Genomic DNA, 25,775 nt, shown 5'->3' with positions numbered 1-25,775 from the left:
CCGGATCAGCCCGCGAGGAGCTTCTTGACCGTGGCGGCGACGCGGCCGCCCTCGGCGAGGCCCGCCACCTTCGGGTTCACGATCTTCATGACCTGGCCCATGGCGCGCGGGCCCTCGGCGCCGGCGGCCTTGGCCTCCGCGACGGCCTGGGCGACGATCGCCTGGAGCTCGTCGTCGGAGAGCTGCTTCGGGAGGTACTCGGCGAGAACCTCGCCCTCCGCCTTTTCCCGCTCCGCCTGCTCGGTGCGCCCCGCCTGTCCGAACGCGTCGGCGGCCTCACGGCGCTTCTTCGCCTCGCGGGCGATCACCTTCTGGACGTCGTCGTCGGAGAGCTCGCGCGCCTGGACGCCCGCGACCTCCTCCTTCGTGACGGCGGTGAGGGTCAGCCGGAGCGTCGAGGAGCGCAGCTCGTCGCGCCCCCGGATCGCGGCGGTGAGGTCTTCCTGCAGCTTCGACTTGAGCGTGGTCATGGGTTGATTGTGGCAGGTGCGGGCGGTTTCCTGCCCGCCGATTTCCCTGGGGCGCGGGCCGGTTGCCGCCGGGCGCCCTCCGGATTCTGACCGGCCGGCGTCTGACACGATGGGAGGATGCGCGCGCGATACGCAGTACCCCTGGGCATCACGGCGACGGCCGCGGCCGGTCTCGCCTACTCGGTGGGCTTCGAGGCCCGTTCCTTCCGGCTGAGGCGGGTCACGGTGCCCGTGCTGCCGTCGGGGATGCGCCCCTTGCGGGTCCTCCAGGTCTCCGACATCCACATGGTGTCCGGGCAGCGCAAGAAGCAGCGGTGGCTGCGCTCGCTCGCGGGCCTGCGCCCCGACTTCGTGATCAACACGGGCGACAACCTTTCCGACCCCGAGGGCGTGCCGGAGACGCTGGACGCGCTCGGCCCGCTGATGCGGTTCCCCGGGGCGTACGTCTTCGGCTCGAACGACTACTACGGACCGAAGCCGCGCAATCCCGCCCGCTATCTGTTCGAAAAAGCCCAGGGCAAGCACGGTCTGAACGGCAACGCACCCGCCGTCGGCGTCATCCACAACCCCTGGGAGGGACTGCGCGACGCCTTCGACGAGGCGGGCTGGGTCAACCTCACGAACACCCGCGGCGCCCTGAAGATCGACGGCTACGAGATCGGCCTCACCGGCCTGGACGACCCGCACATCAAACGGGACCGGTACGCGCGCGTGGCAGGCGGTCCGGACGCCGGGGCCGACTTCTCGATGGGCATCGTGCACGCCCCGTACCTGCGCTGCCTGGACGCGTTCGCGGCGGACGGCTACCCGCTGATCCTCGCCGGCCACACCCACGGCGGGCAGCTCTGCATCCCCTTCTACGGGGCTCTGGTCACCAACTGCGACCTCGACACGGACCGCGTGAAGGGCCTGTCCACGCATACGGCGGAGGGGCGGACGTCGTTCATGCACGTGTCGGCGGGATGCGGGGCGAACCGCTACACGCCGATGCGGTTCGCGTGCCCGCCGGAGGCGACGCTGCTTACGCTGACGTCGCGGGGGGTGGGGGCGGGGGCGGGCCGCGCGGCCTGAAGCCGAGGGGGCACCTGGCTCCCGGGGCACCTGGCTCCCGGGGGGCCGGGGGCCCGGAGGCCCGGGAGCCCGGGAGCCCGGAGGCCCGGGAGCCCGGAGGCCCGGGAGCCCGGAGGCCCGGGAGCCCGGAGGCCCGGGAGCCCGGGAGCCCGGAGGCCCGGAGGCCCGGGAGCCCGGGAGCCCGGAGGCCCGGAGGCCCGGAGGCGGGAGCCCTAAGAACCACCCATGAACCACCCACCACGACGCCCCCGACGCCCCCGACGCCCCCGACGCCTCCGACGCCTATGCCCCTACCGTGGATGGATGATCGCTCCAACCCCCTCGGGCAGCGCAGGCACCTCGAGCGCCTCACGCACCTCAGGCAGCGCAGGCACCTCGGGCAGCTCCAGCGCCTCGGGCAGCTCAAGCGCCTCGGGTGTCCCCGCGGAGGCGGTCGTGCCACCCGTACGCCGTCCCCTCGTGGCCGCCCTGCGCGCGCTGATCGCCGTCGCCGCGGTGACCGGAATCGTGATCGACCTGGCCACCGGCAGCCCCCAACGCGTCCTCAGCTACTTCACCGTCCAGAGCAACCTGCTGGTGGCGGTGGTCCTCGGCCTCTCCGCATGGCGGGCGTGGCGGGGCCGCCGCCCACTCCCGCCATGGCTGACCGGCGCCACGCTCTTCTTCATCGCGATCACGGGCCTCGTCTACCACCTGGTCCTGGCGAACGGCTCAAGCGGCTTCTCCATGACGGAGGGACCGGCGTCGGCATCGCCGCACTGGCACGCCCTCTCGAACCAGCTCCTGCACACCGTGACGCCGCTCGGCGTGGCCCTCGACTGGCTGCTGCTCACCAGGCCGGGCGGCCTGCGCCCCCGCCACGCGGCCGGATGGCTGCTCTACCCCCTGACGTACCTGGCCTTCGCCCTGACCCGCGGCGCCCTCATACCCCCGGGCTCGACGGCCCGCTACCCGTACCCGTTCCTGGACGTCACCATCCACGGCTACACCGGCGTACTCGGCAACGCGACCGTCTTCGGCCTGGCCTTCTACGCACTGGCCCTGCTGACCGTCACCGTGGACCACATCCGCCCTCAGCCCCGGGGCCCCGAAAACCGGATTTCGTCTCAGGCCGCCGGTCCGCTAAAGTAATCGATGTCGCCACGGGCCTGCAGCAATGCGGGGCCACTGGAGCAACGACATCGGGGTGTAGCGCAGCTTGGCAGCGCGCTTCGTTCGGGACGAAGAGGTCGTGGGTTCAAATCCCGCCACCCCGACAGAGAAATAGCAGGTCAGGCCCGGTACTGAGAGATCAGTACCGGGCCTGATGTGCGTTCGAGGGCCATTTTGGGAGCCGTTTGGGAGCCGAGCTCAGGATCGGGCTCCCAAGCACACACATCCCCCCGACTGTCAGTGCCTACCGTTAGCGTCTTCTGGCAACAGACTCCACCCTCGACCCTAAGCGGTGAGGTAGACATGACAGCTAGTGCAGCCGAGGGCAGCGTCGACCCTCGCAAGGTGTTCGTAATCCACGGACGCAATGAACCCGCCCGCAAGGGACTGTTCGAGTTTCTGCGGGCGATCGGGCTGGATCCAATCGAGTGGTCGGAAGCCATCCAGATGACCGGGAAGGGCTCCCCTTACATCGGGGAAGTCCTCGACACAGCCTTCGCGAGCGCCCAGGCCGTCGTGGTCCTCCAGACGCCTGACGATGTCACCTACCTGCACGAGAGCCTGACCTACGCGGGCGATCCCGAGTGCAGCCCTCAGATGCAACCCCGCCCAAACGTGCTCTTCGAGGCGGGCATGGCCATGGGCCGACACGAGGACCGCACGGTGATCGTGGAACTCGGGCAAGTAAAGGTCTTCAGCGACATCCACGGACGACATGTCGTGCGGCTCGACGACAGCATCAAGAAGCGGCAGGACCTCGCGACCCGTCTGAGAACCGCAGGATGTGCTACGCGGTTGACCGGAACGGACTGGCACGAAGCTGGAGACCTGACCCCACCCATCTCACCTGGCGGCGGGCTCCCGATGGGCCGGAAGCTGCCGTCATCACACGCGTCTGGTATGCCTCGGCTGGAGGCCCGGTACGTCGACAACGGGCGCGGCAAGATCGGCGAGGTTCAGATCACCAACCACGGACCCGGCGACGTGTACGAGCTAGATGTGGACGCGGACGACACGATAGGGCTCGTCGTCCGAAACGCCAACGAGTTCCCTGTCCCGAAGCTGCCCGCAGGCAAGTCCGTGCGTGTAGGGCGCATTTCGTCGGACTCTCTCGCGGCGCGCTCCAACTCGTACTTCACCATCACCATCACCGGCAAGACTGCTGATGGAACACCCATCGAGATCGACGAGTTCGTGAGCGGGGCGTGACATGGATATCCAGATGACCTTGCCGTTGGATCACGACGGGTTTCTCCGTCGGCAATGCCCGCGCTGCGTACGCCAGTTCAAGTGGCATCACGGTCCGGCGAACGAGGAGGCCGAGCAACAGCCCGCCCCGGCGGCCTACTACTGCCCCTTGTGCGGGCAGCCAGCAGGGATGGACTCCTGGTGGACGCAGGAGCAGCTCGAATACGCCCAAGGCGTGACTCTTCCTGCGGCGGCCCGGGAGATCGAGCAAGAACTACGGACCGCATTCAAGGGTGCCAACAGCAAGCACGTGAAGTTCAACTTCAAGGGCGGCGTCAATGCCCCAGACGTACCCACTCCCCTCACAGAACCAGACGACATGGTCATCGTGACATCCCCGTGCCACTCATACGAGCCGGTAAAGGTCCCCGAAGACGCGTCGGGGCCGCACCACTGCCTCGTCTGCGGTCAAGCCTTCGCCGTCTGATCCCGGGCAATCGAAAGATCGGTCACACGAAGCGGATCCCTGTGCCCCATGGGGTTATCACGTGGGGCACGGGAAACGCACATCATCGAGGCATCGTGAGACTGCGGACCTCGCGGCGTACACGCAGGAGATCATTGAGTACCCGCACCGGCGACGTGGGGCACATCGCAAGGCGGGCGCCGAGCGCTGCCTCCCACTGCTCGGTCAGGCCAGCCATGAGGCGTTGGCGCATGCCGGACGTGACGTGGGCGTAGCGGGCCGAGACCGAGCCGTCGATGTGGCCCATCCGCTCGTCCATGAGGACCTTCTCGGTACCGAGGTCGTCCATCATCGTGCGGTGCGTGTGGCGCAGGCCGTGGGGCGTGAGGCCCTTGGCGATCGGGAGCCAGCAAGCGTCCGCCCGAGCGGCAGCTCCTCGGCCGCGGGCCGGGATGCCGGGCCACGGCTTGCCGAGAATGGGCACCGGGCGTGGCTCCTGGGGTGCCTTCTTCGGGTACCAGCCGGAGACCGCCGGGGTGAACAACCAAGTGGCGAAGCCGTTTCGGCGCCAGTGGGCCGCGTGCTCCGATGTGGTGCCGTCACGTACGAAGCCGAGGTCGGCGATCGCCTGCTCGACGCGGGCTCGGGTGTCCTCGCGTACGCGGTCGGGGTGGTTGAGGACGTTGGAAACCGTGCCGGTGGAGACTCCGGCGCGGCGTGCGACATCGGCCAGCTTCGCGCCCAGGTGGCCGCCGGTGCGGGCTGCACCCTGGCCCCTGAAGACGTACGTCCTGCCGTGGCAGGGGCACGGCAGGGGCTTCGTACGGGCGATGTGGTTGAGGACCAGGGCGGACAGCCAGTCCGGTGAGTCGATGGTGCGGTAGCTGTCGTCCTTGGGCGGGCAGCGCACCAGCTCGCCGGTGTCGAGCTCGTACAGCTGCCACTCGACGCGGAAGGCGCCGCGGCGTACGAACTCCGTTTCCAGGCCGACGATCTCGCCCCAGCGCTTGCCGGTGTAGCCCTTGAGGACTGTGGCGACGAACTCGTCGTCGCGGCCGGAGAGCAGGGCCGCCCGCTCAGCGGTGAGCAGGATACCGAGGGCGTCGGTGACGACCTTCTCCGGGCCGCGGTCGCGGGAGCGGCCGGCGCGCTTGCCTCGGCCTCGACGCCTCGCTGCCGGGTTGGACGTGATCAGGCCCTCGTCGATCGCGTCCTCGAAGATCAGGTGGAGCGTGGAGCGCCAGGTCTTGACGCTGGAGGCCGCGTACGCGGCCCGCTCCTTCTTCTCCCATAGCTCGACGTCCGTGCGCAGGATGCCTGCGAGCGCCTTGTCCTCGAAGTCGGGGAGCAGGTGCTCCTCGATGTGGCGCTTGTAGTTCTGCATCGTCGAGGCGGCCAGGTCCTGGGCGGCGTACCAGCGACTCGCGTACTCGCCGAAGGTCTCCTGGCCGAGTGCCGGGTCACGCCAGTCTCCGCGCCGGTACTTGTTCTCGGCCTCGCTCGCGGCGCGCTGGGCCTCGCCCTTGGTGGCGAACTTGATCGCCTTACCGTTGTCGTCGGCGACCGTGAGGTGTTTGCCGGGCGCGATCTTGTACCGGCCGCGCCAGTAGTTTCCGCGCTTCTCCGCGAAACCCACGGATTCCTCCCCTTCTTGTGTCGTCGGCTAGGCGGCTGTCCCGAACTGGCTCTGACGGGCTCGGCGTGGTGGCCGGGCGCGCAGGCGAGCCGTGGATGCGGCAGACGAGGGAGAAGGTTGAGGTGAGGGGGACTTGGGCGCAGGAGGAGCTTCGGCTCGCTGCCGCGGAATTGCGGGGCGGGTCTCGTGCATGCGGATGATCTCCGCTAGGTGCTCGTCGGTGAAGCGGTAGGCACGACCGACCCTCGTGAAGGGGATGAGCCGTCGGCGGGCGCGGTCCTTGACCCACCAGGCCGAGCAGCCGAGTACGTCGGCGATCTCCTCGGGGCCGTAGAGGCGCGGCAGCGAGGAGCCGCCTTCGGGGCGGAGCGGAGCAGGCGTGGGCGCGGCGGGTATTGCGGCTTGGGGCAAGAGTGAGGGGTCCTTACGTAGGCGGTGCTGGGGGCATGAGTTGGAATGCCCGCGATCACAGCGCGGTGTCGCCCTCCAGGAGGGCGAAGGGCGGGACGTGGAGGGCCTGGGCCAGGGCAGCGAGGTCGTCGATGTCGCAGCGACGCTGGGCGCGTTCGATACGGGAGAGCGCCGTGTTCGACATCGGGTGGCCGAGGGCGGTCACACGGGCGGCGAGCTGGCGTTGGGAAAGTCCGCGCTCGGTACGGAGAATTTCGATGGTTCGGGCGGTCCGGATTCCTACTGGACCGATTTGAAGGGGTCGGGCTGCCATGGGTTTTTTGTAGCTCGCCTTCTCCGGTTTCGCTAACCGGGGATCGTCTGCTATAAAGCACCGCCGCGATTCCCAAACCGGCAACTCGGGCATTCAGGGATCGGGGGTGGAATGCCCAACCATGCCCTGACGTGCGGTGTTGTGTTGTAGCTTCCCCGGCAGCGGGCCGTCAACTGTGCGGCGCTGTGATCCTTCTGGCTCGGCTAATTGTGCCGACGATTTCGGCGACCGGGGATCACGTCTTACTGTTTTGGCGGGGCGCCGCCCGCCTCATTTCCAGCGGCATTTCTGCCGTGAGAGATGGGGGTGGACTTATGCGGTGGGGTGTGGCTGTGTTGACGACACCTCCGGATACGCGGATGCCTGCGGCGCACGCCACGCCGTAGGTCGCGAACCGCCCCTCTCCCCCTCCCCCGACCAACGATGGTGAGCCCTGCCCAACCGCCCGGCCACCGAGTGAGGACACCCACCTGCCTTGGCACGGATACGCACCATCAAGCCGGAAGCCTTCGTCTCTGAGTCGCTGGCCGAGGTCTCGATCTCCGCGGAACGGACCTTCTTCGGGCTCCTCACCCAGGCCGACGACCACGGCCGCTTCCGCGACCAAGCCGCCGTCATCGCCGGTGCCTTGTGGGCACTGCGCCCCGAGCACGGCCCGCTGGCGGTCGAGGACGACCTCACCCAGCTCGCCGGGGCCGGCCTGATCTGCCGCTACGAAGGCCACGACGGCAAGAACTACCTGCACATCGTCACCTGGGCCAAGCACCAGAAGATCAATCGGCCCAGCGGCAGCCGCTGCCCCGCCTGCCCGCGCCACGAGGGCGGACGGCCCGCGCAGCCCTCCGGGAGCCATCACGCAGGACTCACGGAGCCTTCGGTGAGCTCTCCCGGAGTCCTCGCTGAGGAGTCGCGCACTCTGCGGGAGCCTTCAGTGAAGAGCGGCGAAACCGCAGCTCAGGAGGGTTTCAGTGAGGCATCACCGAACATTCCGGGAGGGCTCACTGAGGACTCAGTGAGCCCTCATGGTCCGGATCTAGGACCTAGGATCCTGGATCTAGGATCACCTCCGGTGGGGGGTGCGAGCGCCCCCGCACCCGAGTCCGTCTCGGCCAAGGCGCTCATCGCCGAGTACTCCGCCGCATGCGCCAACCGGCCGCCCACAGGCTTCCTGGGGCATCTCGGCAAGGAGACCGCCCGCCTGCTCGCCGAAGGCATCGACGCGGTGTACGTGCGCGCCGGTCTCGAGCGGCTGCGGGCCAAGGGCCTGCATCCCAGCGTGCTGCCGAGCCTGGTCAACGAGGCTATGAACCCGCCCTCGTCGAGCGGCACGTCCGCAGGGCACCGGCCGTGGACCAACCCGGTCGACGCGCAGGCCGCGTACGGGGGTGAGCTGTGACCACCGCGACCTCTGCGATCTCTGCCCACGAGCCACACCAACTGGGTAGCGCCATGGCCAAGCTGGAGGCGATCCTGGCCGCCCGCGACATTGCCCCCGCCACTTCGGTCGACGCAGCGCCGTTGCCAGGGCCGGTGACCGCGCTGGAGCTGGCCGCCGCCCGCATCCCGCGCCGCTACCGCGACGCACTGGCCGACCACGCCCATGTGTCGGCCTGGGTCGAGGAGATCGCGGCTGCCGGACGACCGGGGCCGGGCGGCGCACCGGGCATCGCCTACGGCCCTTCGCTGCTGATCGCGGGCCCGACCGGAACCGGCAAGACCTACCAGGCGTACGGCGCCATCCGCTCGCTGCTCGGCGCCGGGGTCCGGCTGCGCTGGGAGGCCATCACCACCGCTGAGCTGCACGCCACCCTGCGCCCGCGCCAGGGCCACGACGGCGAACGCCGCTTCCAGGAACTGGCCCGCAGCCCGCTGCTGCTCCTCGATGACCTCGGCGCCGCCAAGGCATCAGAGTGGACCGAGGAGCTGACCTACCGACTCATCGACCACCGGTACGTCCACGAGCTGCCCACCCTCATCACCACCAACCTCCCCATCGCCGACCTTCGCACCGCCGTTGGCGACCGCGTCGCCTCCCGCCTCGCCGAAATGACCCGCCGCGTCATCCTCGACGGCCCCGACCGCAGACGCGGCACGGTCACCGGCCCGCGCGGGTATTAACAGGCCCTTGCTCCCCGGAGCCGCCTCGACCGTCTCGTCGACAGCAAGCTGGCCACCAAGGCCGACGGCGTTGCCGAAGAGGGACGAGCAGACCCGCTCCTACGCCACCGTCCGCTGCCTCACCGCCGTCGGCTGAATCCCTACCGGTGCGCGCGGAGCGATCACGCGAGCGCCCCCTTCAGAACGGACCCGCGTGAACGCCCCTCACCCCCACCCCACAAGCCCCGCCTCTCCACCCTGGAGCCCATTGCCTTGTCCTCCCCCGGCCCGAGCGCACTGACAGCCATACGCGGCAACCGCAGAACCCACGCAGGCACCGACCCTGCTTCCGCTCACTCCAGACACCGGCGACGAGGCCCTCGCCAGCATGACGATCCTGGCGATGCTCGCCGGGCACCCGCACCAACTGGGGAGCGTCGCGTGAACCGCAACGGGCGCATCATCCTGGTCATCGGCCTGGCGGCCGTCGTCCTCATGGCCTTCCGCGTCTCATGGAACGCGCTGTCCGACGTGGCCCGCGCCATCGGCGCCGACTCCACCGCCGCCCTGCTCTACCCGATCGTGGTCGACGGGCTGATGGCGCTCGCACTGGTCGCCACACTCGTGCTGCCTGGCGCCGACCGGAAGTTCGCGCTGCGGGTCCTGGCGACCTACACGATCGCCAGCCTCCTTCTGAACTACGTGCACGGCCTCGCTCCGGCCCTGCACACCTCGTCGATCCGTTGGGGCCGACTGGCCGACTGGGACCCTGCGAACTGGGCCCTGGTGCTGCTGGCAACCTCGCTCCCGGTCGGGTCGATCTACTTCGGGTCGGACCTCGTGGCGAAGGTGTTGCACCACACCCCCGAGTCGGCCGACTCCGCCGAGGTGTCCTCGGCCCAGTCGGTCAGCCGACAAGCCGACGAGTCGGCCGGTCAGGAAGCCAGTGAGCAGGCTGCCCGGTCGGCATCTGACCAGGCCGAATCGGCCCTCGACCAGCTGGCCGAGTCGACCTCTGTGGAGGTCGCCGAGGCGCCCGTGGCGAGGCCGACCGAGACCGACGAGTCGGTCCCCGCCCCCGCTGCCGGACCGCCCCGGTCGGTTGTGGCGGAGTCGACCGGAGCTGCCCCGCGTCAGGCGACCGGTCGGGGTCCCGCCACCGCCAAGTCGACCGCCGACCGCACCCGCTCCCGTACCGACGCCGAAGTCCTCGACGAGGCCCGACTCCTGACCGCCGCTTGGAGCGAAGACCAACTGACCGCCGAGCGTCTCCGCAACGAACTACGGATCGGCCAGAAGCGCGCTCGCGTCGTGCGCGACCAGCTGCGGGCCGAGCGGACCGGCCACTCCGAGCCCGTCGTGGACGACGGCTTCGCGGCCGAGCCTCTCGAGAGCCCCGACGAGGCCACCCCCCAGCCACAGAGGGAACTCAGCACAGCCCCGACCGATGCGGTCTGACCCCGGCCAACGCACCGCTCGCCCCACCCCGTGCCCCGTGCCGACGAGCACGGGGCACAGGGGCCGCACACAGCCAAGCACCCGGTACCAGCACCCCACGGAGATCCATCGCATGCACGACCAGCACCATGAACCCCTCGCAGCTCAGCGTCAGACGACCATGACCTCCGTCACACGCGCAGCAAGTTGTCGGGTAAGGAGTCCTTACCCGGCCTCCGCCCCACAGGGAGCGGAGGCTTCCGGCGCCGAGGGGGCACCGGAGACGGCCGGCCCGGGGGAGCCGACCGAGGGAGGGACAAGCGAGCCGTCGCCGAACGCGCCGCAGCAGCCTGCACCGCGTCGCCGTCTGCGTGACAAGCAGCTGCGCGAGCACCGCGTCCACCCCCGCTACAACGACGACGAGTACGCCCTCGTGAAGAACGCCGCTGCCCTGAGCCGCATGCAACTCGGCGGCTACGTCGCCGAGTGCTCGCTGGCCGCCGCCTGCTCCGGCGACCCCACCGCCGCGGTCGCCGACTATCGCGCCATGGTCAAGGCGCTGATGGCCGCCAACGGACAACTGGGCAAGATCGGCAACAACCTCAACCAGCTCACCTGGCACCTCAACAAGGACGGCGCCTGGCCCCACCCTGACACCGTCCAGCGGCTCCTGGACCGGGTCGAGGTGTCGATCGCCGACGTGGACACCGCCGTGGCCCAGATCACGGAGGGCCGGTGAGCCGGTGATTCCCAAGATCATCCTTGGCAGGGGTCCGGAGGCTACCCGCCGCACGATCGGATACCTCTTCGGCAAGGGCCGGGCCAATGAGCACACCGACCCGCATCTGGTGGCGTCTTGGAACGGCTTCGCCCCTGACCCCGGCCGCAGCCCCCACCGCGACCCGAAGGAGGTGGAAAAGCAGCTTGTCGCTCAGCTCGACCAGCCCGTGCAGATGCTCGGCGACAAGGCACCCAAGGACACCGTGTGGCACTGCCCCGTCCGGGCCGCACCCGAAGACCCCATCCTCACCGACGCCCAGTGGGCGGAGGTCGCTCGCCGGATCGTGGCAGCCGCCGGCATCGCTCCCGACAGGGACGAGGAAGCCTGCCGCTGGGTGGCCGTCCGCCACGCCGACGACCACATTCACATCGCCGCCACCCTCATCCGCCAAGACGGCCGACGCCCCAAACGCGACTACGACCAGCGTGCCGTCCAGAAGGAAGCCCGCCAAATCGAAATCGACTACGGGCTGCGGCGGTTGAAGCCGGGCGACGGCACCGCCGCCAAGCGCCCCACCAGCAAAGAGCACTTCAAGGCCAAGCGCCTGGGCCAGGACGCCACATCCCGCGAGATCCTGCGCCTGCGCGTACGCCGCGCGGTGGCCGCCGCCTCCAGCGAAGCTGAGTTCTTCACCTTCCTGGAGGCGACCGGCGTGAACGTACGCCCGAAGACCGAGCCGTCCGGCGACGTGACCGGCTACAGCGTCGCCCTGCCCGGCGACGTCAACAAACAGGCCGTACCCATTTGGTACGCGGGCTCCACCCTCGCCAGCGACCTCTCCCTGCCCAAGATCCGCCAGCGCCTCACCACCACCAGCCCCGAACCCGCCGCCGCCCCGCCGGGCAACCCGTGGCACCGGGCCACCGCCGCCACCGAACGCATCCCCCACCACCTCACCCACGGTGACGATCCCGCCGCCCAAGGCCAGCTCGTAGCGCTCGGCGCCGCCTTGGACCTGCTGCCGCTCACCGCACCGACCGCAGTAAAGGTCGAGCTGGAACGGGCCGCTGCCGCGTTCGAGCGCGCCACCCGCTCCCGCGTCACCACCGACCTCGACAGCGCCCGCGTCCTGCGCCGCAGCGTCCAGGCGATCTGGCACAACCCCGAATCCGTGGGCGACGGGTCCGGCCTGGCGATGCTGATCGACGCCGCGCTAACCGCGGTCGCCTTCGCCCGGCACTGGCACCGCACCCGCCAGCACGCCCAGCAAGAGGCGGCAGCCGAACAGGCCCTCCTCCACCTGCAGACCGCGTACGCACAGATCGCCACACCGGTGCTGGGCAGCCTCGCCCGCCACGCACCCACCCTGCAGACCAAGCATCGCCTCGCCCAGTACGTCCACAAGGCGGTGCCCACCTACGCCGAGCGCATCCTTGACGACGCCGCCTGGGATGCCTTGGCCGCAGTGCTCGCCGAGGCCGAGAAAGCAGGGCACAACGCGGCCACCGTCCTCAACCAGGCCGTCAGCCAACGCACCCTGGACGACGCCCGCAACCCCGCCCGCGCCCTGACCTGGCGCATCCAGCGCCTCGGCCAACGCCACGCCCCCGGCCCTCGTGCCCAGGCCACCTTGCAGCACCCTGTCCCCGGCGCCAGCGCACCCGGCGCCAGGCCGACGAACGGTGCTGCTCGCCGGCGCTGACCGCACAAACGGGCTGAACATAGCCGTTCCTCCTCCGCCGCGGCTTACGAGCGCGCCGCTTCCCGCTCATGAGCGGGGCTGGCGTTGCGGGGGTGGGCTGGGTTGAGGAACCATTTGCGGGCTGAGGCAAGCCACCAGGTACCGCAGAAGGCGACGACGACCCCGACCGCGATCGGCGCGTAGTTGAAGGTGTCCGCGGTGACTGGGGAGCTCTGCGGCAGCATGAACAGCACCGTGATCACCATGACCCACGCGACGGCGATCGTGCCGACCGTGGTGGACCAGGAGCCGAGGTGCCAGGGGCCGCGCTCGAACCGGCTCCCCAGGCGCAGCCGCAGGAACGTGGGGATCACGTACGCGATGTAGAGGCCGATGGTCGCGATAGAGGTGACGGCCGCGTACGCGGTGCTGTTCCACAGGTAGGGCAGACCGAGGACGAAGGCACCACCGGTGGCGAGCCAGACGGCATTGGTGGGGGTGCGTGTGCCGGGGTGCAGCTTGTGCCACGTCCGGGAGAAGGGCAGCGCACCGTCGCGGGAGAAGGCGTAGATCATCCGGGAGTTGGCAGTCACGGATGCCATGCCGCAGAACAGCTGGGCGACGATGATGACGAGCAGCAGCCACTTGCCGACCGCCGCGCCGAGGGCGTCCATGAGGATCTGTGCCGGGGGCACACCGGTGCCCGACTCCAGGGCGCCGGTGTAGGAGTCGATGGCGTAGGTGAAGCCGAAGAGGAGGATGAATCCGGCCGCGAGGGAGACGAGGATCGAGCGGACGATCCCCTTGGGGCCGGCGGTGGCCGCGTCGATCGTTTCCTCGGTCATGTGGGCCGAGGCGTCGTAGCCGGTGAAGGTGTACTGCGCCATCAGCAGCCCGATGAGCACCACGTAGGTGCTGGAGGCGAAGCCGGTGTTGTTGACGAACTCACCGAAGACGAAGTGGGCCGACTGGTGGTGGTCGGGAATGAGGACCAGGGCGCCGCAGATCACCACGACGCCGAGGATGTGCCACCAGATGGACACCTCGTTGAGGGCGGCGACGATGCGCACGCCGAAGGTGTTGAGGACGCCGTGCAGGGCCAGGATGATCCCGAACAGCGTGATGGTGTGCCCTGGCGTGGCGGCGTATCCGAACTGAAGATCAAGCAGAGCGTTGAGGAAGTTGGCGGCGCCGAAGTCGATGCCCGCGGTGACGGCTATCTGGCCGAGGGTGTTGAACCATCCGGTGAACCACGCCCAGGCCGCCGCCGAGCGTCTCGGAGCCATGCGGTGCGCCCAGAAGTACAGGCCGGCGCTGGTGGGATAGGAGGAGCAGACCTCGGCCATCGACAGCCCGACGAAGAGTGTCATGAGGCCGACGAACAGCCAGCCCCACATGATCACCGCCGGGCCGCCGGTGTTCATGCCGTAGCCGTACATGGTCATGCAGCCGGACAGGATCGAGATGATCGTGAAGCTGACGCCGAAGTTCGCGCGGCCGGACATCGAGCGGGACAGCGTCTGCTGGTAGCCGAGCTGCTTGAGGCGTTCCTCGTCGGAGACGCGGGAGACGTCGAGAGGCACAGGGGTTCCGTCCTTCGTACGTGAAAGGGGGATGGTTCGGGTGCTCAGCGGTGTCGGCGTCGCGGAGGGCTGTAGGCCCAGCCGCGGTGCCGCAGGAACAGCTCGCGAGGCCGACCGCAGTACGACCACGGCACCTGCGTGGCGTACGGGCCGATCGCGTCAAAGACCTCTAGGGCCTCGTGGTGGCGGTTCGCGAACGACAGGGCGTGGGCGAGGTAGTTGGCGTCGTCGGCAAAGCAGGCGTGAGGCTGCGGTGCTCGGTAGCGCCACCAGCGCTCCAGCACCGGATCGATCTGCGGGCAGTCGACCCATGGGTGGATCGTCAGGCCGTATGACGTCTGGTCCTGCTCCTGGCGGGACCGGTGTGCTTCCGCCAGGGCGACCAAGGGCAGGGCCGCTATGGGCAAGCCTTGGGGCGCGACGGATGCCTGCTCCTCGGCCCACCAGGCCGCCTCACCTGGCTTGCCGTGATGGCGGGGAAGCAGGTACGCGATGACCTCGTGGTGCGCCTCGCGGTTCCACGGGTCACGCTGCTTGATCTCCTCCCACACGTGGCAGAGCGTGTCCCGATCGGGAGCATGAGTGCGAAGTAGCGCGAGCATGACAATCAAGGGGGCGACGTCCTGCGGCCACACATCCAGAGCGGCACGGCAGGTGGCCCACGCTTCCTCCATGAGCGCCCGGCCCGCGTCCCGTCCGACGATCATGGCGCGCAGAGCCTGGACGTTCGCGAGAAGGGCGAGGGCGTGTGATGAGCGCGGTTCGGCCTTCGCCCAGGTGTCCGCGAACCGGAGCCGTGCCCCCGCTTCGGCGAGGACCTGGAGGCGGAAGATCCGGCGATCCCAATCCGGTCCGGTAGAGGTTAGGAGATCGCGCGGGCCCTCCCAGCGGCCCATAGAGGCATCTTCGAGAACCCGCCGCAGCGCCTCGTCGCCCCTCGCCGGGTGCGTGTCGAGGAGTGGCCTGGGCCTCATTCCTTCCCGCCCTCGACCGCGATCCGCAGCCTGCATGGCCCCAGCGCCCGTCCCCACGCGACGCGACTCGATATCTCCATCAGGAGGGCCGCACTTCCCGTCCAAGGACTGCGTTGACAGCTCGCTGGTGGACGAGGCCCGTGCGTACGAGCTTGGCCTCCGGGGTGAAGCAGTCCACGATCGTCATGTGGTTGGCCGCGGGGCAGACCCCTCCGTCGACGACGACGGACACCGTGAGGCCGGAGACCGCGAGGAAGGCATGGACCTCGTCGAGGGTGACCGCGGGCCCGCGGTCATCCGGTCCGGCGTCGCCAGAGATGTTGGCCGTCGTCGCCGCTACAGGGACCTTGGCCCGTGCAGCCAGTTCGCCGAGGAACCCGGGCGCCATGGTGGTGAGCGCCGGCGAGCCGACAGCGGCATGGCGTGCGGCGTCGTCGGGGTCCCGCCACGGCAGGAGGAGTGCGAGGTCGCCGGGCCAGAACTGTTGGGCGAGTCGCCGCGCCTCGGCTCCGAGTTGGAAGTGCTGTTCACAGACAGTCAGCGAGGGAGTGACGTAGGCGAGGGATTTGCCGGTCGGGCGCCGCTTCCCCTCGAAGATGCTGCCGGCGGCGTCTGCGTTGCTGGCATCGGCGCAGATCATGTACCAGCGGTTGGTGGGAACGATGACGAGCCCTCCGGCCTCGATGGCGCGGGCAGCGGTATCGAGTTCGCCGGGGTAGACGATGCGCATGGTGCTACTCCTGGAAAGTAGGCGCGGGGATATCCGCGAGGGGCGGGTAGTCGAGCCAGGGGGCGCGGAGGGCTTCGAGGCGGCGGCCTGCGTGATGCGGGTGGGAGACGCGGAAGTACGCCATCACCCTGGGGAACGGCATGAAATTCTGGGCCACCGTGTGGGGAACGAGGTGGTGCATCAACAGGACGTCCCCGGGGCGGCCGAGAAACGGGATGCCTCGCTCGCGGTCGATCTCTGGCGGAACCTGCTCTGTCATTCCGAGGGACCACTCCTCGGCGAACCAGCGGGCCATGGCGAGGTGCCCGCCGGGCAGGTAGTGCAGCGCTCCGCACCGCGGGTCGCTGACGTCGGAGAGGATCACGCCGACCAGCAGGGAGAACGTACGCAGCTCGCGCGGGTCCAGGTGAGGGCAGGAGACCCCGTCGACATGCATGGCCTTTACCGGTTGCATGCCTGGGAACTCGCTTTCGGGCACGCGTATCTGGATCTGCGCGGTCGTGACCGGTGCGGCGGCGCCGAGCAGGTCGCCGACGAGCTCGGCCGCGTCTGTCTCCGTGTATAAGGCGAGCAGTTCTGCGCTGTCCCCCAGTTTTGGGGCGAAGGTGCACCGGGAGTATGCGGATATGTCGTCCGGAGTCATTTCCTTGCGGTACGACACGTCGATCAGGGATACGGCTCGCTTCACCTGGTCGGGGTCGGCCAAGCCGCGTCGTATGAGGACGCCGTCCCGTTTGAAGGTCGCCTTCTCCTCAGCTGTGAGACGCATGGGGCCCCCGTACGCCGGTCGGTTCGTGGGATGTGGGTGGGACGAGCCGGTCCAGCACGTCCACACACGCCTCCAGGGCGGCGGTGACGAGGGCCTGGCCGTGATCGGCGGTGGCCTGCCGCGGGTCGCCACCGATGACTCCGTGCGCGGAGATCGCGGGGTCGTCCGACGACCAGGGCCATGTGGTGCCCCGGCCGAATACGAGGCGCTGGATCTCCTCCCGTCGGGCGGGATCGTGAATGGGCTCGCTCGGGAGGAGGTCCATCCGTACGTCGTCGGGTGCGAGGGCGAGCATCAGGGAGGTCTCCCGGACGCCGGCGTGCACCTCGGGGAACTCGCCGTCGTCCTGGAGCCGGCCGGCGGCGAGAGAGCCGGGATTGACCACGCAGGTTGCCGCATCGTGCGTGCGCTGGAGTTGGTGTACGAGGGCCTCAAGGACGCCCTTATTGCCTCCGTGGCCGTTGACGATGAGGACCGTACGCGCGGGGGTGGCCCTGATGTACTCCCCCACCAGCGTCTCGATCAGGGCGGTGTAGAGCGAGACGTTCAGGGTGATGGTGCCGGGTGACCAGGCGTGCTCCGGAGAGAGCCCATAGGGGACAGGGGGCACGACCCAAAGGTTGTGACGGTCCGCGACATGCGTGGCCAGTCGTGAGGAGAAGCGCTCGGCGATGACGCTGTCCGTGTTCAGCGGCAGGTGCGGGCCGTGCTGCTCAAGAGACCCGACCGGCAGGCAGAGGATCGACCGCTCACTCAGCTCGGACGTGAGGTGCGAGGCCGTCAGCCTGCCGTAGGACCGCGCCTCGCCAGCAAGTGTCATTTCTTGCTCCGCCGTCCGAGGCGGATGAGGAATTCGTTCTCCTCGGGGAAGGTGTCGTTGTCGCTGAAGTCGGCCAGCCGGTGCTTCAGCGCGCCTTCGAACTCCTTCAGCCGGTCACCGAAGAGGTGCGGAGCGGCGAAGGACGTGGAGTAGAGGTAACCGAGGATGCTCTCCGCGGACCAGGTGCGCTGGACGGGTACGCGGACTTCCTCGACCTCGTTGAAGGGCGACTCCTCCATGATCTCGCTGTAGGGGCGGTTGTGGTGCTGGAAAGTGCCGGATCCCGCCCGCCGCTGCTCTCCGAGGAAGCTCTTCACCACATCCCGGACGGCTTCCTTCCAGGGGCTCCCAGCGGCCCAGAAGCTGTTGTCCCCGAAGATGGCGACCACGCCGTCTGGAGCGACCTGCTCGTCCAGGAGAGTCAGGACGGCGGCTTGGTCGAGCCAGTGGAACGCACGGCAGATGGTGACGAGTTCGGCCTGCCAGCCAGCGGGCGGCTTGAAGTCCTCGGCCGTGCTCTGGACGAGGGACAGGCTGAAGCCGTCGGGGAGCTTCGGCCGCAGTGCCGACTCGGCCGCGGCAAGCATGTCGGCGTCGTTGTCGACGGCGATGATGTCGCCGAAGCGGTCGAGGAGGGCCTCGGCCACGAGCCCGGTTCCCGTACCGATGTCCAGGAGCCGGCGGTGGCCATCGGGGCGTGCCGGGGCAGCGCGGTCGAGTACCGATGCCACATCGTCGGGGATGCCGGGGCGGAATTGGCGGTAGTACGTGGTGGTTCCGGCGAAGAGGCTCATGTGACGCTCCCTGCTGCGAGATGTTCGATGTGCGTGGCGGCTGCCGTCAGGTCGGCTACGACGCGTACGCCGTGGGCAACGACCAAGTCTTCATCGGGGACTTGGCGCCCGCGGGATATCCAGACGGCCCTGATGCCTGATTCGACGGCCCCCACGATGTCGCAGGCCCAGTCGTCGCCGACGTGAATCACGCGATCGGGGACGGCACCGAGTTGGTCGATGACGGTGTGGAAGGCGCGGGAGTCCGGTTTGGTGTGTCCGATGCGGCAGGAGGGGAAGTAGTCGCTCACCCAGGGGGAGAGCAGGCTGCGCAGTCCCTCGGTGTCGGCGTCGACGCACGTGACGTTGGACAGCGTGACCACGGTCGCGACGCCACTGATCCGGCGTAGAGCCTCCGTCGTGCCAGGGAAGAGACGGAACGGGGCCGGGGAAAGATCACGGGGGAATGACTCTGGTGGTACCCCCAATGCCTCACAGACCCCGGCTGCCACGGCGTCGGTGATCTCCGGTTGGGTGTGGAGGCTGGCCCGCATGACCGCCCGGGCCTGAGCCGCGGGTAGCGGGGAGGCTTCCGTCAGCCGCATCGTCAGGCCCGGGCCATCGGCGGTGCCGAGGGTTCCGCCGACGTCGACCATGACCAGGAGTGAGGGATCGGTGGTCATTGGGGCCTCCCGGTGATCGCCGGCAGGGCGGAGACGATGGCCTCGACGCGCGCCTGTCTGATGGTGGTGGTCGTGGACTCGGACAGGTAGGTCAGGACGTAGCGCAGCTCCGCCTCGTCCAGCGCCTCCAGGGTGCGCCCTTCCTTCGCGGCTGCCTGCTCAAGGTCCGGCGGCACGGTGCGTGGACGTAACCCATGCGGAAGGTGGAGCGTTCCGTCCCACTCCGTTCCCACGGCAGGGACGGCGGAGTGCCCCGCCGGGCGTAACACGGTGACGTCGTCCAGGGTGAGGATGCGTACGAAGATCCTTTTTCCTCCCGTCTCCAGGCTCCCCTTGAGGAAGGTGTCGTGGCCGTCGAGCCGCTCGGAGAGCACCAGGAACGGCCCATCAGGTCCCTGGACGACCGTGCCGTGGACAGCGACGGTCATCGATGTGCTGGGCATGCCGTGCTCCTCGGGGCCGTGCCGAGACCTGGGGTGGCCGGCAGACGAATGCGTCCGTGCTCCACATGAAGTGGGGTGTCGTAGAGGAGTTGCCGTCTCGGCTCCCACTGGAGCCGGTACTCCACGGCCGGTACGGCGTCGTGATGGGCGGCCGCGAGGTGGAGACCGGGGACGAGCGAGCGCCCGTGCGGGTAGACGGGGACGGCCTGGGCGCGGGCCACGTCGAGAATCTGAAGTGCACGGGTAAGACCGCCGCAACCGACGACGTCAAGGGTCAGAGCGCTGGGGCTGACGTACTGGATCAGCCCGGCCGGGTCCTCGTCGACGTGCGCGCGCTCCCCAACGGCCAGCGGCAAGTGCGTGGCCGCGAGGAGCGCATAGGTGTCCAGGTCGTGACGCGGCAGCGGGTCCTCCAGCCAGCGGAGGCTGCCGCCATCCACACTCTGGGCGAAGGCCATGGCCACGGCTGGAGTCCAGGTACCCACCGCATCGACAGCAAGCGGGGCGCCGATGGCCTGGGCACTCCGCTCTACAGCTCTCGCCATGCGCACGGCGGCGAGATCGGGTGCGTCGGCCGACGCTCGACGCAGTCCCCACTTGGTGAAGGACCAGCCGCCCGACGCGACCCTGCCAAGTACGTCCAAGTCCTCGACGGCGGCCAGGTCCTGGGAAAGCCAGGAGGCGTAGGCGGATACGTCTGACCGTTGCGCATCGGTGCCCAGGAGGGCGGCGACGGGGCAGGAGGCGAGCCGGCCGTGCAGATCCCAGACGGCACAGTCGATCACACCGACCGCCCACGACGCGCCCTCCGACGGGACTCGACGCGACGCCGTACGCAGCCGCTCCAGGAGCCGGACGTGATCCAGGGCATCGGCGCCAGGCACGACGGATGCCAACACATCCCTCACATAGCTGCCGATCCGCTGGCTGACCGGACCGTAGGAGCCGACAGCACCCGCGCCGTGGATCATGATGAAGATCGCGTCGTCGCCCGGGGCCGTGTTCTCCCGCACTTCGGCGATCTCCAGGCGCTCGATGGTCGCCGGGTTCATCGGACCACCTCGCGGGAGTCCAGCAGAAGGCCGGCGGATCGCTCCACGCCCGACCGATCCATGCGGAGGGCATGGGCCAGGGAGCGCTGGGGCATGGGGCCAGGCGGCTCCTGCCAGCCGATGACGTCAACGGGGCGACGTAGCCGTCCGGCCAGCAGCCCCCAGACAGCTGCGGAGTGGCCAAGGGTGAGGAGGAGCACGGGAGCGTGGGTGCCGAGGTAGTGGTCGACCTCCCCGTCGTCGAGGCCGCGAGGCCACCGCGACGAGTCGCCGAGAACGGTCAGGTCGAGAAGGTTCACCACGCGAACGCGGCACCCATACCGATGGCGGATGGCGTCCACGGCCTCCGTGGCGACGGCGGCCGGGATGTCTCCAGCCGTCACGATCGTGAGATCGGGCTCACCGTCGTCGCTGAGGTGCGGCCAGATCGCTAAGCCATGCTCACGCTCCTCGTCGAGCGTGGCGACGGGGTGTCCGGTGCAGGCGTGTTTTCCGGCGATCACGAGGTTGACGCCATCGACGGAGTCGAAGACCTCGTCCAGGACGACCGCGGTGCGTACCGGGTCCGCCGGTGTCAGCACGCGCACCCGCGGATCGGCCAGGGCGAGGAGTGCACTGGCCAGAGACGGATCACCGTGGGTGTAGACGTTGTGCCACCCATAAGACGTGAGCAGAAGGTTGAGGCTGGGCAGGCCCATCGCGGCCAAGCGCCGCTGCTTGATGTGACTCACCAAGCCGCTGGTGAGCAGCGGTGCGAACGCCTCGTACGAGACCATCACCCCTCGACGCCCACTGGCGGTCCAGCCGGCGAGCCACTCCAGCAGCACCTCCTCCGCCAGGAGTTCGTGTGCCCAGCGCTCGCCGACCAGGCCCGGGAGCCGGTTGGACGAAAGCTCGTCCGGGCTGAGGACGCGGAAGTCTCCACGGGTGGTGTGCCCCTTTATGACCTCGGTGACCGCTTCGCCGAACGTGTCCACCTGTCGGAGCACCGAGGCCCGCCCTGCCACCCCCGGGCGCTCGGCTGGAGCGAAGGAGCACCAGCGAGCCGTGGCCACCGCCTCGACTAGTTCCCCGCGGGGACGTCCGCTCGGATCGAAGAGATCTGCGGGCCGGTAGGAGGCGAGCCAGTGGGCCAGCTCGGTGAGTTGTTCCTGATCGGTGTGCGGGTTGACCAGCGGTGTCTTGTGCAGGGCGGAGGTGTCCAGCAGGGGGCGGCCTCCGAGCGATGGGGGGCCGCCCCAGCCCTTCATACAGCGCAGGATCAGTACCGTGTGCCGGCCCGCAAGCGTCTCCTCCAGTGCCTCCCGTAACGCCACCTGGAAGACGCTGTGCTCCTTCGGAGCGCCCATCACGACATGCACCACCGAGCCCGCCCAGCCCAGACCGCCGAAGTACGCGCGAAGCTCGTCGTCGTTCATCGCGCCGAGCAGCGACTGCTGCCCCATGCGGAAACCGTTGGCGTGCACGATGGGCAGTACCGAGGCACCGGGAAGGACTCTCTGCCCCAGCCAGCTCGCTGCGGTCGTAGGGGTCTCACACTCGCCGTCCCCGATGATGGGCACGACGACCCTGTTCGGTGCGTCGAGGGCGACTCCCTGCGCGAACGGAAGACAGCCGCCGAGGCGCCCGCCGAGGAAGCCGCCAGCGGGGAGAGGGGGCGAGACCTCGGACCCGAGGCCCTCCACGTCCGGAAACGCCTGCGCCAGCCGCCGCAGGCCGTCCGCATCCGAGCCGAACCGCGACCGCACCTTCCCGAGTGCCCCCGTGACCCAGGACGCGGCGAGCTGGACGACACCAGCGTGCCCCGCACCCAGGAGCGGCACCACATCCACTCGCCGGTCCAGGTGCCCGGCAGCGAGCGCCACGTGGGACAACGCCCACGCAGTGCCAGGCACAGTGCCCCAGTGGCCGGAGGGACGCTCCTTCACGTGCTCGGCGACCAGCGGCTCCGTGAGCAGGACGTTGTCCCGCAGATGCAGCTGACAGACCGAGACGTAGACGGTCGCTCGCCACAGAGCATCGGCCAGAAGGGCGGTCTCGGTCACCGCGCACCGACCAGGGGCTCTTCAGCGAAGGTGAAGTACCACAGGGGCCGGTAGCACTCCCATGCGGCGGGCCGCAGTCCAGTGGGGCCCATGATGTCCTCGATCACCACACGGGCCTGCAAGTAGTGCTCCAGGTCCTGGGCTCCGGAGGTACGCAGACCGGCCATGACTGAGTTGTGGGCCTGGTAGACCTGGAAGTTGGGGAACTCGGAGACGTATGGAGCCAGCGCACCGACGCCCGCATGCAGGGCCTCAAGCCCGTCCAACCCCACGATGTAGGTGAAGGAGCTGCCGTGACCGGCTTCCAACGCGCGCCGGAGCACTCCCGGCATCTGCGATGCCACGAGTACAGCCTTGCTGGCCTTCAGCAGCAGATCCCGGCGAGTGAAGCACTCAGCGGTGAGCCGCAGAACGAAGGGTGTCACGTCGCGGGCGAGTTGATCAAAGGCGTACCTGGATCCCAGCACTGAGGTCAGGAAACCGATTCGCGCTTTGACACCATGCTCGTTGAGCACGGCCCGCAGAGTGCGAAGGTGATGCACCGCCGCCGCCTCGCGTTCGAAGCAACCGGTTGAGACGGTCACCTCACGCAGTTCCGTCAGGTCGCGGCGCGGGTGCTGCTCTCGCAGAGCGGAGAGGAGCTCCCGCAGGTCCCGCTCCTCCGAGAGCCGAGGGTCAGCGGCAGCTTCAAGGGTGTTCGGGCAGAAGGCGCACCCCACACAACGGCTTCGCGCATTCGGGTTGAGGGTGAGAGCCGCGCCGCCATCGCGGAAGTACCCGCCGACCGCCTCGTCCGCATCGATGCGTTCGACGGTTCCGACTGGCGCGCCGCCCAGCGTGAGGTGCTCGCCCGTGAGCCGGAACGGGGAGTCCGTGACGTTCAAGGGGACTATGAGCTGCCAGGGCACCGATGGCGCGCTCAACAGTCGGACCTGGACGCGGGCCCGGTGGCGCGGCAGATCGGAGTCGATGCCGTGCAGATTGACCGCGATGAGCAGCGCGTCCTCGACAGGCACGCGGTACTTGGCTGCGAGCCGTTCCACCGCTCTGAGCGTGGAGGTCGTGCTGGTCTGTCCGCTGAGTAGTGCCGTCATGCGCGTGCTCCGTCCAGTCAGCCGGAGGGGGTGATGCGCCGGCGGCCCGTAAGGGTTCAGCTGCCGACGACACGCAGAGACTGTCGTGGAACACGAGGACGCCGAACGCCGTCCTGGGACCTTTCGGGGACGTCCTGGGACGTTTTCAGTCGCTGCCCTCGGCCAGCGAGCGCAGATGACTCACCAGAGCGGCGACACCCCGCAGATCAGAGAGAACCACCGCTGCCCCGGCGGCCCGCAGCTCGTCGACGCTGTGGATGCCAGACGCCACGGCGACGACATGAGCCTCGGAGTCGAGGGCAGCCTGGACGTCGCGAGGGGTGTCACCGATCAGCACGACGGGCGTGTCGTGCGGAAGGCCATGGGTCTGCTGAATGTGCTCTCGGGCCACCTTCACGAGGGCGGCACGGTCCTCCGAGTGTTCTCCGTACGCACCGCACTCCATGTCCAGGAGCACATCGAGCCCAAAGGCACGCAGCTTCACACGGGCGTTGGCGGCAATATTTCCTGTGAGCACCGAGGAGATCATGTCCGGTTCCGCAGCTACCGCCGTGAGTGCCTCCCGCACACCGGGAAGAGCTGAGCCGCGCGCCGAGAGCTCCGCTTCGCGCCTCGCGCCCGCGGCCTCCAGGGCGAGCGCGATCCGCTCCCAGGCCGGTGGCTCCAACCCGTGATCCCGGAACATGTCGGCGAGGATCAAGCGGTCCGTCCGCCCTTCCGTACGGGCAGGGCGGTCAGGCGTGCGGCCGGCGACCGTCGCGAAAGCCGCCGCGTAGATCTCCTTGCTGACGCCCGAGTTTTCGATGAGCGTGTGGTCGATGTCCCAAAGCACGATGAGTGGCACACCACCAGCGTAGGCAGACGTACAGCTCCCGCCTTTCCCCCGGTGTTGTCGGAAGATGCTCTTGTCGCAGGCAGTGCGGTCCGGTTGGCTTACCTGAGTGAATGAGCGACTTCGTTCCGCACTCGTGCAACGCAGCCTCACCGTGGATGAGGTGGCCGAAGCCTGCTCCGTCGACCCCAAGACGGCCAGCCGCTGGGTCAGCGGCCGGGTCCCCCACCGTCGACACCGCTGGGCCGTCGCCAACCTGTTGCGGGTGGATGAGACATACCTGTGGCCCGAGGCAAGCGAGAAGACATCTCGCTTCGGTGCCGCGCAGTCCGAGATCGCGGACACGTACCCAAACCGCGCGAGCGTCCCCCGCGATGTATGGATCTCCCTGCTGCTAGGGGCCATGAAGCAGATCGACGTCCTGGTCTTCTCCGGCACCTTCTTCGCACAGAGCAACCCTCACATCGCTCGCATGCTCCAGGAACGCGCCCAGGCCGGCGTGCGTGTGCGTCTGTGCTTCGGCGATCCGGCAGGAGAAGCCGTACGCATCCGCGGCCACGAGGAAGGTATCGGCGACACCCTGGCCGCCAAGGTAAGGGCTTCGCTCACCTACTACCGCCCCCTCGTCGGCCACCCGGGCTGCGAGGTACGCCTGCACGACACGACGCTGTACAACTCCCTCTTCCGCTACGACGACCACCTTCTGGTCAACACCCACATCTGGGGCCACCCGGCCAGCGCGAATCCGCTCTTCCAGCTCCGCCGCACCGCCAACGCAGAATGGTTCGACCGGTACGACGAGAGCTTCGAAGCGGTCTGGAAAACAGCGCGCCCCTGGGCGCCCGACAGGCAGGAGCACCACCGCAGTGGGCAGGACTGAGTACTACTACGACCCCAAGGCCCCCAAGGCCAACACCCTGATCCCCGCCAGCAACCTGCTCGTCGTGAACGACGACGGGGAAATCCTCCTGCAGCGACGCCGTGACACCGGCCAATGGGCCCTGCCCGGAGGCGCCCAGGACATCGGCGAGAGCCCCGCCCAGTGCGCGGTACGCGAATGCGAGGAGGAGACCGGCATCGTCGCGGAGGTCACCGGATTCCTCGGCGTCTACTCGAACCCGTCGCACATCGTCGCGTACACCGACGGCGAGATCCGCCAGCAGTTCGAGGTCGCGTACATCGGGCGTCCCGTCGGCGGCGCACCTACGGTCAACGAGGAGGCTGACGGGGTGCGTTGGATACACCCCGATGACCTAGGCGCCCTCGACATCCACCCGAGCATGCACGAACAGATCGGCCACTTTCTGGCCGGTACCTACCCCTACCTCGGATAG

The 25,775-nt window shown here is 68.9% G+C and carries 27 protein-coding genes and 1 tRNA gene; 12 read left to right on the top strand and 16 right to left on the bottom strand.

What is annotated here, in order from left to right:
- Nucleotides 1-5: 5 nt before the first annotated feature.
- On the bottom strand, nt 6-470 hold the full coding sequence (locus tag ACWDVB_RS15805; protein WP_451515350.1) for a GatB/YqeY domain-containing protein: 465 nt from the start codon (nt 468-470) through the stop codon (nt 6-8).
- A gap of 117 nt (nt 471-587) precedes the next feature.
- Between ACWDVB_RS15805 and ACWDVB_RS15800 the strand changes: the two genes are divergently transcribed.
- The 5 genes from ACWDVB_RS15800 to ACWDVB_RS15780 all read left to right on the top strand — a co-directional run bounded on the left by ACWDVB_RS15800 (nt 588) and on the right by ACWDVB_RS15780 (nt 4,368).
- The gene (locus tag ACWDVB_RS15800) at nt 588-1,541 is read left to right on the top strand and encodes a metallophosphoesterase (RefSeq protein ID WP_451515351.1); all 954 of its coding nucleotides are present in this window, start codon (nt 588-590) and stop codon (nt 1,539-1,541) included.
- 435 nt (nt 1,542-1,976) lie between these two features.
- Entirely contained in the window at nt 1,977-2,672 is a 696-nt protein-coding gene (locus tag ACWDVB_RS15795) for a Pr6Pr family membrane protein (RefSeq protein WP_451515352.1), read from the top strand.
- A gap of 51 nt (nt 2,673-2,723) precedes the next feature.
- A tRNA-Pro gene (locus tag ACWDVB_RS15790) sits at nt 2,724-2,797 on the top strand.
- Nucleotides 2,798-3,038: 241 nt separating this feature from the next.
- Complete coding sequence (locus ACWDVB_RS15785; protein ID WP_451515353.1) at nt 3,039-3,902, top strand: TIR domain-containing protein; 864 nt, start codon at nt 3,039-3,041, stop codon at nt 3,900-3,902.
- Between the two features lies 1 nt (nt 3,903).
- Complete coding sequence (locus ACWDVB_RS15780; protein WP_451515354.1) at nt 3,904-4,368, top strand: hypothetical protein; 465 nt, start codon at nt 3,904-3,906, stop codon at nt 4,366-4,368.
- A gap of 82 nt (nt 4,369-4,450) precedes the next feature.
- Here ACWDVB_RS15780 and ACWDVB_RS15775 read toward each other — a convergent pair whose 3' ends face one another.
- Genes ACWDVB_RS15775 through ACWDVB_RS15765 form a run of 3 tightly spaced genes read right to left on the bottom strand, consistent with a single transcriptional unit; the run spans nt 4,451 to nt 6,707 of the window.
- Nucleotides 4,451-5,983: a LacI family DNA-binding transcriptional regulator gene (locus tag ACWDVB_RS15775; RefSeq protein ID WP_451515355.1), complete on the bottom strand. Its 1,533-nt coding sequence runs from the start codon at nt 5,981-5,983 to the stop codon at nt 4,451-4,453.
- A 27-nt stretch (nt 5,984-6,010) separates the two neighbouring features.
- Nucleotides 6,011-6,394, bottom strand: coding sequence for a helix-turn-helix domain-containing protein (locus tag ACWDVB_RS15770; protein WP_451515356.1), 384 nt, complete (start codon nt 6,392-6,394; stop codon nt 6,011-6,013).
- Nucleotides 6,395-6,449: 55 nt separating this feature from the next.
- Nucleotides 6,450-6,707: a helix-turn-helix domain-containing protein gene (locus ACWDVB_RS15765; protein WP_030561284.1), complete on the bottom strand. Its 258-nt coding sequence runs from the start codon at nt 6,705-6,707 to the stop codon at nt 6,450-6,452.
- Between the two features lie 475 nt (nt 6,708-7,182).
- Here ACWDVB_RS15765 and ACWDVB_RS15760 point away from each other — a divergent pair, with 475 nt between their 5' ends.
- The 5 genes from ACWDVB_RS15760 (at nt 7,183) to ACWDVB_RS15740 (ending at nt 12,664) form a co-directional block, all read left to right on the top strand.
- Nucleotides 7,183-8,103: a hypothetical protein gene (locus tag ACWDVB_RS15760; protein ID WP_451515357.1), complete on the top strand. Its 921-nt coding sequence runs from the start codon at nt 7,183-7,185 to the stop codon at nt 8,101-8,103.
- Between the two features lie 53 nt (nt 8,104-8,156).
- Nucleotides 8,157-8,825, top strand: a complete 669-nt coding sequence (locus tag ACWDVB_RS15755) for an ATP-binding protein (RefSeq protein WP_451515358.1) — start codon at nt 8,157-8,159, stop codon at nt 8,823-8,825.
- 420 nt (nt 8,826-9,245) lie between these two features.
- Nucleotides 9,246-10,262 carry a DUF2637 domain-containing protein gene (locus ACWDVB_RS15750; RefSeq protein ID WP_451515359.1) on the top strand — a complete coding sequence of 339 codons (1,017 nt, stop codon included), beginning with the start codon at nt 9,246-9,248 and terminating at the stop codon, nt 10,260-10,262.
- Between the two features lie 346 nt (nt 10,263-10,608).
- A complete protein-coding gene (locus ACWDVB_RS15745) occupies nt 10,609-10,980 on the top strand; it encodes a plasmid mobilization protein (RefSeq protein WP_451515401.1) in 372 nt (123 codons plus the stop codon).
- Between the two features lie 4 nt (nt 10,981-10,984).
- On the top strand, nt 10,985-12,664 hold the full coding sequence (locus ACWDVB_RS15740) for a mobilization protein (protein ID WP_451515360.1): 1,680 nt from the start codon (nt 10,985-10,987) through the stop codon (nt 12,662-12,664).
- A 44-nt stretch (nt 12,665-12,708) separates the two neighbouring features.
- On the opposite strand, the gene ACWDVB_RS15735 is transcribed toward ACWDVB_RS15740, so the two are convergent.
- The 12 genes from ACWDVB_RS15735 to ACWDVB_RS15680 all read right to left on the bottom strand — a co-directional run bounded on the left by ACWDVB_RS15735 (nt 12,709) and on the right by ACWDVB_RS15680 (nt 24,453).
- Entirely contained in the window at nt 12,709-14,226 is a 1,518-nt protein-coding gene (locus ACWDVB_RS15735; protein WP_451515361.1) for an amino acid permease, read from the bottom strand.
- A 44-nt stretch (nt 14,227-14,270) separates the two neighbouring features.
- Entirely contained in the window at nt 14,271-15,200 is a 930-nt protein-coding gene (locus ACWDVB_RS15730) for a hypothetical protein (RefSeq protein ID WP_451515362.1), read from the bottom strand.
- A gap of 79 nt (nt 15,201-15,279) precedes the next feature.
- On the bottom strand, nt 15,280-15,930 hold the full coding sequence (locus ACWDVB_RS15725) for an L-threonylcarbamoyladenylate synthase (protein ID WP_451515363.1): 651 nt from the start codon (nt 15,928-15,930) through the stop codon (nt 15,280-15,282).
- Nucleotides 15,931-15,934: 4 nt separating this feature from the next.
- Nucleotides 15,935-16,699, bottom strand: coding sequence for a phytanoyl-CoA dioxygenase family protein (locus tag ACWDVB_RS15720; protein WP_451515364.1), 765 nt, complete (start codon nt 16,697-16,699; stop codon nt 15,935-15,937).
- On the bottom strand, nt 16,683-17,519 hold the full coding sequence (locus ACWDVB_RS15715; RefSeq protein ID WP_451515365.1) for a creatininase family protein: 837 nt from the start codon (nt 17,517-17,519) through the stop codon (nt 16,683-16,685). The genes ACWDVB_RS15720 and ACWDVB_RS15715 overlap by 17 nt, the downstream gene beginning before the upstream one ends.
- On the bottom strand, nt 17,516-18,313 hold the full coding sequence (locus ACWDVB_RS15710) for a class I SAM-dependent methyltransferase (RefSeq protein WP_451515366.1): 798 nt from the start codon (nt 18,311-18,313) through the stop codon (nt 17,516-17,518). The genes ACWDVB_RS15715 and ACWDVB_RS15710 overlap by 4 nt, the downstream gene beginning before the upstream one ends.
- Nucleotides 18,310-18,975 carry an HAD family hydrolase gene (locus ACWDVB_RS15705; RefSeq protein ID WP_451515367.1) on the bottom strand — a complete coding sequence of 222 codons (666 nt, stop codon included), beginning with the start codon at nt 18,973-18,975 and terminating at the stop codon, nt 18,310-18,312. Before ACWDVB_RS15705 ends, ACWDVB_RS15710 begins: the two co-directional genes overlap by 4 nt.
- Nucleotides 18,972-19,418 carry a hypothetical protein gene (locus ACWDVB_RS15700; RefSeq protein ID WP_451515368.1) on the bottom strand — a complete coding sequence of 149 codons (447 nt, stop codon included), beginning with the start codon at nt 19,416-19,418 and terminating at the stop codon, nt 18,972-18,974. The genes ACWDVB_RS15705 and ACWDVB_RS15700 overlap by 4 nt, the downstream gene beginning before the upstream one ends.
- Nucleotides 19,400-20,470, bottom strand: coding sequence for an enolase C-terminal domain-like protein (locus tag ACWDVB_RS15695; protein WP_451515369.1), 1,071 nt, complete (start codon nt 20,468-20,470; stop codon nt 19,400-19,402). Before ACWDVB_RS15695 ends, ACWDVB_RS15700 begins: the two co-directional genes overlap by 19 nt.
- The gene (locus ACWDVB_RS15690; RefSeq protein WP_451515370.1) at nt 20,467-22,515 is read right to left on the bottom strand and encodes a phosphoketolase family protein; all 2,049 of its coding nucleotides are present in this window, start codon (nt 22,513-22,515) and stop codon (nt 20,467-20,469) included. Before ACWDVB_RS15690 ends, ACWDVB_RS15695 begins: the two co-directional genes overlap by 4 nt.
- Nucleotides 22,512-23,609, bottom strand: a complete 1,098-nt coding sequence (locus tag ACWDVB_RS15685; protein ID WP_451515371.1) for a hypothetical protein — start codon at nt 23,607-23,609, stop codon at nt 22,512-22,514. The genes ACWDVB_RS15690 and ACWDVB_RS15685 overlap by 4 nt, the downstream gene beginning before the upstream one ends.
- A gap of 145 nt (nt 23,610-23,754) precedes the next feature.
- A complete protein-coding gene (locus ACWDVB_RS15680; protein WP_451515372.1) occupies nt 23,755-24,453 on the bottom strand; it encodes a haloacid dehalogenase-like hydrolase in 699 nt (232 codons plus the stop codon).
- Nucleotides 24,454-24,550: 97 nt separating this feature from the next.
- Between ACWDVB_RS15680 and ACWDVB_RS15675 the strand changes: the two genes are divergently transcribed.
- Together ACWDVB_RS15675 and ACWDVB_RS15670 are read left to right on the top strand one after the other, a co-directional pair.
- Nucleotides 24,551-25,321: an XRE family transcriptional regulator gene (locus ACWDVB_RS15675; protein WP_451515373.1), complete on the top strand. Its 771-nt coding sequence runs from the start codon at nt 24,551-24,553 to the stop codon at nt 25,319-25,321.
- Nucleotides 25,308-25,775 carry an NUDIX hydrolase gene (locus tag ACWDVB_RS15670; RefSeq protein ID WP_451515374.1) on the top strand — a complete coding sequence of 156 codons (468 nt, stop codon included), beginning with the start codon at nt 25,308-25,310 and terminating at the stop codon, nt 25,773-25,775. The genes ACWDVB_RS15675 and ACWDVB_RS15670 overlap by 14 nt, the downstream gene beginning before the upstream one ends.

The organism is Streptomyces sp. NPDC003379, assembly GCF_053589195.1.
The sequence above is the reverse complement of the archived record's forward strand: the minus strand, read 5'-3'. Positions and strand labels throughout refer to the sequence as shown.